The organism is Streptococcus sp. 45 (genome assembly GCF_900108865.1).
Lineage (GTDB): Bacteria > Bacillota > Bacilli > Lactobacillales > Streptococcaceae > Streptococcus > Streptococcus ruminicola.
Window position 1 is genome coordinate 98,108 of record NZ_FNXZ01000005.1, and the last position, 9,312, is coordinate 107,419.

Genomic DNA, 9,312 nt, shown 5'->3' on the forward strand with positions numbered 1-9,312 from the left:
TATAAGAACACCTAAATAGGTGTTCTTTTTTAGTCAAAATCGAGCAATTTCCGCTTCTTTTTGGTAAAATACAGAAAAAGAAAGGGTATGATATGAGGAAAGTTCAATTTTTTGTCATTGTCGAAACTATTTTATTAGTCATGGGCTTAATGACAATTATGGCCAACAATTTATCGAGTTTTATCTTAATTTTAGTTTTAATTCTTTTGGCATTACGTTTTTATAATCAAGACAAGCGCAATAATTTATTGTTAACAGTAGGATTGGTTCTTTTATTTTTGATTTTGATGCTTAATCCATACATTATCATGGCGGTTGTGCTTGGGGTTGTTTATGTGGTCATTAATCACTTTTCGCAAGTTAAGAAGAAAAATCGCTTTGCTTTGGTTCGTTTTCGTGAGGAAGACTTGAAAGCAAAACCAATTCGTAACCAATGGATTGGTGCTGATATGCATGACAGTGATTTTTATGCCTTTGATGACATCAACATGGTTCGTTTAACAGGCAGTGACACTATTGATTTAAGCAGTGTCATCGTAACTGGTAAGGATAATGTGGTAATTATTCGCAAAGTTTTTGGTCCAACAAAGATTTTAGTTCCTATTGATGTTGCGGTTAAATTGGATGTTAGTGCGATTTATGGCAGTGTTCGTTATTTTGATTTTGAAGAATATGACCTGCGAAATGAATCTTTAAAATTATGGCATCCTAAAGATGAAGAATGTTTGAAAGCTGTTAAGGTGATTGTTAATGTTTTAGCAGGAGATGTTGAGGTGGTGCGTAAATGAAAAAACATCATTTTTTACTTTTGATTCTTTATGCAAGTATTATCATCATTTCAATTGTTGTTGTTGTCCTAGATAGTTTAGAGTTGCATTTGAAAAGTTTGATAACAGATTTTTGGATGGGAGAACGTTTTGTTTTTTCAATTGTCTTTCTTATCTTAGCTGTTACTATTTTGTTATTACTACTTTGGGTTATTTTGGATGATAATAGTAAACGAAGTATTAACCAAAATCTGCGCCGCATTTTAAATAATCAAGAGGTATCTCTTGATGAAGATACAGAAATCAACACGAATTTGTCACGCTTGTCTAAAAAGATGACACACTTAACAAATAGTCTTCAAAATACTGAGAATAGTCGTATTCAAAATGGACAAGAAATTGTGGAGCAAGAACGTAAACGTATTGCTCGTGACCTTCATGACACGGTTAGTCAAGAACTGTTTGCTTCTTCGATGATTCTTTCTGGGGTATCTGCTAACCTTGATCAAATTGAAAGAGACCAGCTGGAGTTTCAGCTAACAGCTGTTGAAAGTATGTTGCAAAATGCTCAAAAAGATTTGCGTATTTTGTTGCTACATTTAAGACCTACAGAACTGGAAAATAAAACCCTTTCGGAAGGTTTTGACATCCTCTTGAAAGAATTAACAGATAAGAGTAGTATAGAAGTTGTTTATAAGAAAAATATCGGAAAACTGCCTAAAAAGATTGAAGATAACGTTTTTCGAATTGCTCAAGAATTTATCAGTAATACGCTTAAACATGCCAAGGCAACACGTTTAGAAGTTTACCTCAATCAGACAGAGACAGAATTACAATTAAAAATGGTTGATAATGGTGTCGGTTTTGATATGGATGAACGTCATGATTTAAGTTATGGTCTTAATAACATTGAAGAACGTGTTGATGACATGGCAGGGACAATGACACTATTGAGCCAAAAAGGAAAAGGAGTATCAATGGATATCCGCTTGCCTTTGGTTAAGGGAGAAAACAAGGAGAAAGAAGATGACCCAGAAAATTAGAGTTATCCTAGTTGATGACCACGAAATGGTACGTCTTGGTTTGAAAAGTTTTTTTAACTTGCAACCTGACGTTGAAGTTGTTGGCGAAGCAGGCAATGGCATTGAAGGGATAAAACTTGCTTTAGAGTTAAAACCAGATGTGGTAGTAATGGATTTGGTAATGCCTGAAATGAGTGGCGTTGAAGCGACCTTAAAACTCTTAAAAGAGTGGAAAGAAGCTAAAATCCTTGTTCTGACATCTTATCTTGATAATGAAAAAATCTACCCAGTTATTGAAGCAGGTGCTAAAGGTTATATGTTAAAAACATCTAGTGCCGCTGAAATTCTTAATGCTATCCAAAAAGTGGCGCGTGGTGAATTAGCAATCGAGACAGAGGTTGATAAGAAAATCAAAGCCCACGATCAGAAACCAGAATTGCATGAAGATTTGACAGCGCGTGAACGAGATATTTTAAGACTTCTTGCTAAAGGTTATGACAATCAGACCATTGCTGATGAATTGTTTATTTCACTAAAAACAGTTAAAACACACGTTTCAAATATCTTAGCTAAGCTAGAAGTAGATGACCGCACACAAGCAGTTGTCTATGCCTTTAAGCATCATTTAGTACCGCAAGATGAGGATTAATGTTATAATAAAAACATAGCTTTTCTTTGGTTTCAAAGTTAGAAAGGAAAATGGGACAAAAGTCTAAGGACTTTTATGGAAAATGAGATTTTAGTGACCATTTCCTTTCCCATAATGATACAGATGGATGTAAAAACAAAATACAAGGCTAAAAAAACGAAGATTGTTTTCTTTGATATTGATGATACCTTACGTGTCAAAGTCACAGGTTATATGCCAGAATCAATCAAGTATGTTTTTAAAAGTTTGAAAGAAAAAGGCATTATGACAGGAATTGCGACGGGACGTGCACTTTATGGCGTTGTTCCCGAAATTCGTGATTTAAATCCTGATTATTTTGTCACAATCAATGGAACTTATGTTGTTGACAAGAAAGAAGCAAAGATTGTTAGCGACCCACTTCCACGTGATTTAGTTGAAAAGTATGTCAATTGGGCTAAGGCAGAGGGCATTGAATATGGTTTTACTGGTAAGGATAAACCAGTCGTGTCAAAACGTTGTGACTTGATTGATGATGCGATGAAACCTATTTATGGTATTTGTGATGTTGAGCCAGATTTTTATTTAACAAATGATGTTTATCAAATGTGGACATTTGCTGAAAATAATGCTGACTTGCAATTGCCAGAAGACTTAGCTAGTGAGATTCGTTTGGTACCTTGGCACGAACACTCATCTGATGTTGTTAAGGTTGGCGTTTCTAAAGCTTCAGGAGTTGCCCATGTTTTAGAAAGTCAAAACTTAAAACCACTCAATGCCATGATGTTTGGAGATGGTCCAAATGATATGGAAATCTTTGATTATGTTGGCTTGAAAATTGCTATGGGCAATGCCGTGCCTGAACTCAAAGAAAAAGCAGATTTTGTAACAAAAACAGTAGAAGAAGATGGCATTTTATATGCTTTGGAGGAACTCGGTTTGGTAGAAAAACAATTAAATTTCCCACAAGTTGATTTATCAACAGTTGAAGGTCCAGTTGCGACAATAAAAACAAATCATGGTGACATGAAAATCAAACTTTTCCCTGATCATGCACCAAAAACAGTAGCGAACTTTGTTGCTTTGTCAAAAGATGGTTACTATGACGGTATCATTTTCCACCGTATCATTCCTGAATTTATGATTCAAGGTGGTGACCCAACTGGTACTGGTATGGGTGGACAATCTATCTACGGCGATAGTTTTGAAGATGAATTCTCAGAAGAACTTTACAATGTTCGTGGAGCTCTTTCAATGGCGAATGCTGGTCCAAATACAAACGGAAGCCAGTTCTTTATCGTTCAAAATAGCAAAATTCCATACGCTCAAAAAGAACTAGAACGTGGAGGTTGGCCAAAACCAATCGCAGAACTTTATGCTGCTAAAGGTGGAACACCTCACCTTGACCGTCGTCACACAGTCTTTGGACAAATCATGGACGAAGAATCATACAAAGTTCTTGATGAAATTGCAAACGTTGAAACTGGCGCACAGGACCGACCAGTTGAAGATGTAGTTATTGAAACAATTGAGGTAGTAGATTAATGAGAATTGGCGACAAAATCACTGGAACAATAACAGGTATAAAACCTTATGGTGCCTTTGTCGCATTGGATAATGGGACTACAGGCCTTATTCATATCTCAGAAATTAAAACAGGCTATATTGAAAATATTTACCAACTGCTTAAAGTTGGTGAGAAAGTCTTGGTACAAGTGGTTGATTTTGATGAATTTACGCAAAAAGCTAGCCTTTCTTTGCGTACTCTTGAAGAGGAAAAACATCATCTTCACAGACGCCATCGTTTTTCAAATAGTCATTTAAATATTGGTTTTCAACCATTAGCAGACAATCTGCCAAAATGGACAAAAGAAAGCCTAGAATTGCTAACAAAAGATTAATAAAATGCTGAGACGAAGTGCTCAGCATTTTTTATATCATAATCATAAGAAAACAAGGTTAGAGCAGACCTCTAGCCTTGTTGAAGTTTTGATAATTTTTTAGTCACCAAAGTCGTAAAGAGAAGTTGAAAGGTAACGTTCGCCGTTGTCAGGAAGAAGGGCTAAGACTTTTTTACCTTTACCAAGTTCTTTGGCTTTTTCAATAGCTGCAAAGATGGCTGCGCCTGATGAGATACCAGCAAGGAATCCTTCTTTCCCACCAAGGTTACGGCTTGTTACAATAGCATCGTCTGATGCGACGCGAATGACAGCATCATAAGATTTAGTATCAAGGGTATCTGGGATAAAGCCAGCTGAAATTCCTTGAATTTTGTGTGGACCAGGTTTTTCACCAGAAAGAACAGCAGATTCATCAGCTTCAACTGCATAGACTTTGATGTCTGGGTTTGCTTTTTTAAGAGCGTGAGAAACACCAGAAACAGTTCCTCCAGTACCAACACCAGCTACGAAAGCATCAAGACCTTTTGGACCGAAAGCTTCAATGATTTCAGCTCCTGTTGTTGCTTCATGAACAGCTGGGTTAGATGGATTAGCAAATTGAAGTGGTACCCAACCATTTTTCTCTGCAGCGACTTCTTTGGCTTTAGCAATAGCCCCTTTCATTCCTTCGCTTCCTGGTGTCAAAACAAGTTCAGCACCATAAGCTTGGATAATTTTACGACGTTCAAGGCTCATTGTTTCAGGCATTACAATAATGACTTTGTATCCTTTAGCTGCACCGACCCAAGCAAGACCAATACCAGTATTACCTGATGTCGGTTCAACAATTGTATCACCAGGTTTGATTGTACCAGCTTTTTCAGCGTCTTCAATCATACGAAGAGCAATACGATCTTTAACAGATGAGCCTGGGTTAAATGATTCAATTTTGACGTAAACATCAGCAGCATCTTCAGGAACAATGTTGTTAAGTTTGATAATAGGAGTATTTCCAATTAATTCAGTAATTGAGTTATAAATTTTTGCCATAAATGATTCTCCTTGAATTAAAATTTATAGGTCAAGTATATGCTCAAATTGGCTGTTTGTAAAATATATAATTCTTATCATGGTGATAGGGAAATCTTATCACAAGTCAACTTCGACAATTTTTGAACCAGATTTTTCAAAGGAAACCTTACCTTGATAAAATTCAACAAGACGGTCACTAACCTCTGTTACATTTTCTGGGTCAAGGTAGATGTGAGTTGTTACATTTTCTAGAAATTCGGTGTCAAATTCTTGAAGATTTTCAGCTTGCAAGAAGTTGGAGAATGTTTGGTATTGTGGGTAAGAAAGGGTGAGTTTTAGCCCTTCTTGTTCCTTAACTTCTACGATACCAATCTCTTTAAGAGCATTAGCAACGCTGCCAGCGTAAGCACGAATTAGCCCGCCAGCACCAAGTTTAATACCACCAAAATAACGTGTAACAACGGCGACAACATTGGTTAAATCTTGTTTTTCCAAAACAGTTAGCATCGGTACACCAGCTGTTCCGCTAGGCTCACCATCATCGCTAGAACGCTTGATTTCGGCATTTTCTCCAATAATCATAGCTGAACAAGAATGAGTTGCTTTATAATGTTCTTTTTTGATTTGAGCAATGAATTCTCGTCCTTCTTCTTCGGTTTCAACGCGTTTTAATTGGCAAATAAAGCGAGATTTTTTAATTTCTTCCTCGCAAACGCCATCGTTTTTGATTGTTTTATAGTTCATACCCAAATTTTACAAGATTTTTTGGTATTTAGCAAAATTTTCGAATAAATAGGTATGACAGAGTTAAATGATCACTATGGAAGAATTTTTACAGAAAGTCAGTTAACAGATGACTTGAAAAAAGAAGCAAAAGTCCTTCCTTCGGTTAAAAGAGAAAAAGGGCAAATGATTTGCAATCGCTGTGGAAGTGTTATGTCACCAAATCATACCCTCCAAACAGGCCGAATTTATTGTAGAGAATGCTTAGTTTTTGGCAGAAATACTAGTGATGCTAAGCTTTATTATTTTCCTCAGAAGCCTTTTTTAAAGACTCAGTCTTTAAAGTGGCAAGGAAAACTAACTCCTTATCAAGATGAAGTTTCCAAAGGCATGCTTGCAGGTATTTCTGAAAAACGCGATTTATTGATTCACGCCGTAACTGGTGCGGGCAAAACCGAAATGATTTATCAATCTTTAGCCAAAGTTATTGATAATGGTGGAAGTGTCTGCTTAGCGAGTCCACGGATTGATGTTTGTTTAGAACTTTATAAACGTTTATCACGGGATTTTTCTTGCCCGATTACGCTTTTACACGGTGACTCTGAGCCGTATAAACGTTCTCCACTAGTAATTGCAACGACCCATCAACTTTTAAAATTTTACCGAGCATTTGATTTATTAATCATCGACGAAGTTGATGCCTTTCCCTTTGTTGACAATAAAATGCTTTATCACGCTGTCAATCAATCGCTAAAAGATGATGGCGTTAAACTCTTTCTAACAGCGACTTCTACAGATGAATTAGATAAAAAAGTCAAAAAAGGAGAGTTGACAAAATTGCATTTAGCAAGACGTTTTCACGCCAATCCCCTGGTGGCTCCAAAAATGGTTTGGTTAAGTCGAGTGTTAATCGCACTGAAAAAGAAAAAACTTCCTCCTAAACTAATCTCTCTTTTAAAAAAGCAAAGGCAAAGCCAGTTTCCACTTCTCATATTTTTCCCAAATATTGAACAAGGTAGAGAATTTACAAGCATTTTACAGATGATTTTTCCTGATGAAAAGATAGGTTTTGTGTCAAGTAAAACCGAAAATCGGCTGGAATTAGTTGAGAAATTTAGACAAGGAAAATTAACCATACTAGTGACGACAACCATTCTAGAACGTGGGGTAACCTTTCCGTGTGTCGATGTTTTTGTCCTACTTGCAAATCACAAATTGTACAGCAAAAGTGCACTTGTTCAGATTTCTGGTCGAGTTGGTCGAGCAGCCGAGAGACCGACAGGAGAGCTATTGTTCTTGCATGATGGCGTAACAAAAGCTATGAAAAAAGCCATTTCTGAAATAAAAGAAATGAATCATAAAGGAGGATTTTAATGAAATGTTTGCTTTGCGGACAAGAATTTTCTGAGAAGGAAAATTTTTTAGGAATTATTACAATGCGTAAGACCAGTTATTTGACTTGCAAAGAGTGTCAGGAAAACTTTGAAAAAATTGGTGATGACCACTGTCCAACGTGCTACCGAAAAGGCAGTAAAGAGCAGTGTGATGATTGCAAGAAGTGGGCAAAAGAAAATCATAAAGTTTCGAACCGAGCACTGTATACCTATAATGAAGCCATGAAAGAATATTTTTCAAAATATAAATTTCAAGGAGATGCTATGCTAAGTCATGTTTTTGCAAAAGAACTTAAACAAGTCTTGAAGAACTACAAGGACTATACAATTATTCCTGTACCACTCAGCAAAGAACGAATGACAGAAAGACAATTCAATCAAGTTACAGCGATTCTAGATGCTGCTAAGGTTTCTTACTATGATATTTTAGAGAAGAAAGATATTAAAAAGCAATCTGAAAAAAGCAGAAAAGAAAGACTGACAAGTGACTGTCCGTTTAGGATTAAATCAGGCAGCCAGATACCAGATAAAGTATTAGTTATTGATGATATTTACACAACGGGAGCAACTTTAAAAGGAATTTATCACTTATTTTATGAAAAAGGAGTAAAGATTGTAAAAAGTTTAACAATTGCACGGTAAATGCTTGCAAATTTTCATGAAAGCAGTATAATAAAAGAGTAAAGAAAGCGCTTTATAGCGAGAAAGAGGTGTTTTTATGATTAAATATAGTGTTCGTGGAGAAAACATCGAAGTAACAGATGCAATCCGTAACTATGTCGAATCTAAACTCGGAAAAATTGAAAAATACTTCAATGCTGAACAAGAATTAGATGCTCGTGTTAATCTAAAAGTTTACCGTGAAAAAACTGCGAAAGTTGAAGTAACAATTTTGGTTGATTCAATTACTCTTAGAGCTGAAGACGTTTCACAAGATATGTATGGATCAATCGATTTGGTAACTGACAAGATTGAACGTCAAATTCGTAAAAATAAGACTAAAATTGCTAAAAAACATCGTGAAAAAGTTCCAGCTAGCCAAATTTTCACAAGTGAGTTTGAAGCTGAACCTGTAGAAGAAGGACCAGCAGTAAACGTCGTTCGTACAAAACACGTTAGCTTGAAACCGATGGATCTTGACGAAGCGCTTCTTCAAATGGACCTTTTGGGACATGATTTCTTTATCTACACAGATGCTGAAGATGGTGTAACAAACATTCTTTATCGTCGTGAAGATGGTGAACTTGGTTTAATCGAAGCCAAATAACCCGTAGAAAAATCCGCTAAAAAAGTTAGCGGATTTTTCAATTTAGCTATTGACATAGGAAGCGATAGATGATAAATTATTATAGTTGCTGCTTGAGAGCGAGCCTTTCAAGAGACTTAAGTTAATAACAAAAAAACTTAAAAAAGTTATTGACAAAAGTAAACGGCAATGCTAAACTAATATAGCTGTTGTTCGAGAGGGCAGCGGTAACAAATTTGAAAAGAGCTTGAAAATTTCTTAAAAAAAGATGTTGACAAAGGGTTTCAAATTTGATAGAATATAGAAGTTGTCTCGAGTGAGACAAAGACCTTTGAAAACTGAACAATACGAACCAAACGTGCGGGTTACGGAAGTAACCTGTCAAAAAACGATAAATCTGTCAGTGACAGAATGAGAACAAGATTAAATGAGAGTTTGATCCTGGCTCAGGACGAACGCTGGCGGCGTGCCTAATACATGCAAGTAGAACGCTGAAGACTTTAGCTTGCTAAAGTTGGAAGAGTTGCGAACGGGTGAGTAACGCGTAGGTAACCTGCCTACTAGCGGGGGATAACTATTGGAAACGATAGCTAATACCGCATAACAGCATTTAACCCATG

Annotated in this window: 10 protein-coding genes and 1 rRNA gene; 9 read left to right on the top strand and 2 right to left on the bottom strand. The window is 36.3% G+C overall.

Annotated features, from left to right (window positions below; all coding sequences use genetic code 11):
• The first annotated feature begins 92 nt into the window (after window positions 1–92).
• The 5 genes from liaF to BMX18_RS08215 all read left to right on the top strand — a co-directional run bounded on the left by liaF (window position 93) and on the right by BMX18_RS08215 (window position 4,318).
• Window positions 93–788: a cell wall-active antibiotics response protein LiaF gene (gene liaF, locus BMX18_RS08195; protein ID WP_039695888.1), complete on the top strand. Its 696-nt coding sequence runs from the start codon at window positions 93–95 to the stop codon at window positions 786–788.
• On the top strand, window positions 785–1,810 hold the full coding sequence (locus tag BMX18_RS08200; protein WP_074565066.1) for an envelope stress sensor histidine kinase LiaS: 1,026 nt from the start codon (window positions 785–787) through the stop codon (window positions 1,808–1,810). The genes liaF and BMX18_RS08200 overlap by 4 nt, the downstream gene beginning before the upstream one ends.
• On the top strand, window positions 1,794–2,438 hold the full coding sequence (locus BMX18_RS08205) for a response regulator transcription factor (RefSeq protein WP_006531177.1): 645 nt from the start codon (window positions 1,794–1,796) through the stop codon (window positions 2,436–2,438). The genes BMX18_RS08200 and BMX18_RS08205 overlap by 17 nt, the downstream gene beginning before the upstream one ends.
• Before the next feature lie 123 nt (window positions 2,439–2,561).
• A complete protein-coding gene (locus tag BMX18_RS08210; RefSeq protein WP_093816020.1) occupies window positions 2,562–3,962 on the top strand; it encodes a Cof-type HAD-IIB family hydrolase in 1,401 nt (466 codons plus the stop codon).
• Window positions 3,962–4,318 (top strand): S1 RNA-binding domain-containing protein, encoded by a 357-nt coding sequence (locus tag BMX18_RS08215; RefSeq protein WP_020916316.1) that lies wholly within the window; start codon window positions 3,962–3,964, stop codon window positions 4,316–4,318. Before BMX18_RS08210 ends, BMX18_RS08215 begins: the two co-directional genes overlap by 1 nt.
• Before the next feature lie 99 nt (window positions 4,319–4,417).
• Here the strand turns inward: BMX18_RS08215 and cysK are convergent, their stop codons facing one another.
• Window positions 4,418–5,347, bottom strand: coding sequence for a cysteine synthase A (gene cysK / locus BMX18_RS08220; protein ID WP_074561282.1), 930 nt, complete (start codon window positions 5,345–5,347; stop codon window positions 4,418–4,420).
• A gap of 99 nt (window positions 5,348–5,446) precedes the next feature.
• Entirely contained in the window at window positions 5,447–6,073 is a 627-nt protein-coding gene (locus BMX18_RS08225) for a YigZ family protein (RefSeq protein ID WP_074869926.1), read from the bottom strand.
• Between the two features lie 54 nt (window positions 6,074–6,127).
• Between BMX18_RS08225 and BMX18_RS08230 the strand changes: the two genes are divergently transcribed.
• From BMX18_RS08230 to BMX18_RS08245, 4 genes are all read left to right on the top strand, one after another.
• On the top strand, window positions 6,128–7,426 hold the full coding sequence (locus tag BMX18_RS08230; RefSeq protein ID WP_093816014.1) for an ATP-dependent helicase ComFA: 1,299 nt from the start codon (window positions 6,128–6,130) through the stop codon (window positions 7,424–7,426).
• On the top strand, window positions 7,426–8,088 hold the full coding sequence (locus BMX18_RS08235; RefSeq protein WP_093816016.1) for a ComF family protein: 663 nt from the start codon (window positions 7,426–7,428) through the stop codon (window positions 8,086–8,088). The genes BMX18_RS08230 and BMX18_RS08235 overlap by 1 nt, the downstream gene beginning before the upstream one ends.
• 76 nt (window positions 8,089–8,164) lie before the next feature.
• Window positions 8,165–8,713, top strand: a complete 549-nt coding sequence (gene hpf / locus BMX18_RS08240; RefSeq protein ID WP_039695883.1) for a ribosome hibernation-promoting factor, HPF/YfiA family — start codon at window positions 8,165–8,167, stop codon at window positions 8,711–8,713.
• A 402-nt stretch (window positions 8,714–9,115) separates the two neighbouring features.
• Window positions 9,116–9,312: ribosomal RNA gene (locus BMX18_RS08245) — 16S ribosomal RNA — on the top strand; the annotation flags it as partial.

Coding starts and splice junctions, on each gene's coding strand:
- hpf (WP_039695883.1), top strand. CDS start 8,165: ATGATTAAATATAGTGTTCGTGGAGAAAACATCGAAGTAACAGATGCA.
- BMX18_RS08205 (WP_006531177.1), top strand. CDS start 1,794: ATGACCCAGAAAATTAGAGTTATCCTAGTTGATGACCACGAAATGGTA.
- liaF (WP_039695888.1), top strand. CDS start 93: ATGAGGAAAGTTCAATTTTTTGTCATTGTCGAAACTATTTTATTAGTC.
- BMX18_RS08230 (WP_093816014.1), top strand. CDS start 6,128: ATGACAGAGTTAAATGATCACTATGGAAGAATTTTTACAGAAAGTCAG.
- BMX18_RS08210 (WP_093816020.1), top strand. CDS start 2,562: ATGGATGTAAAAACAAAATACAAGGCTAAAAAAACGAAGATTGTTTTC.
- cysK (WP_074561282.1), bottom strand. CDS start 5,347: ATGGCAAAAATTTATAACTCAATTACTGAATTAATTGGAAATACTCCT.
- BMX18_RS08200 (WP_074565066.1), top strand. CDS start 785: ATGAAAAAACATCATTTTTTACTTTTGATTCTTTATGCAAGTATTATC.
- BMX18_RS08215 (WP_020916316.1), top strand. CDS start 3,962: ATGAGAATTGGCGACAAAATCACTGGAACAATAACAGGTATAAAACCT.
- BMX18_RS08225 (WP_074869926.1), bottom strand. CDS start 6,073: ATGAACTATAAAACAATCAAAAACGATGGCGTTTGCGAGGAAGAAATT.
- BMX18_RS08235 (WP_093816016.1), top strand. CDS start 7,426: ATGAAATGTTTGCTTTGCGGACAAGAATTTTCTGAGAAGGAAAATTTT.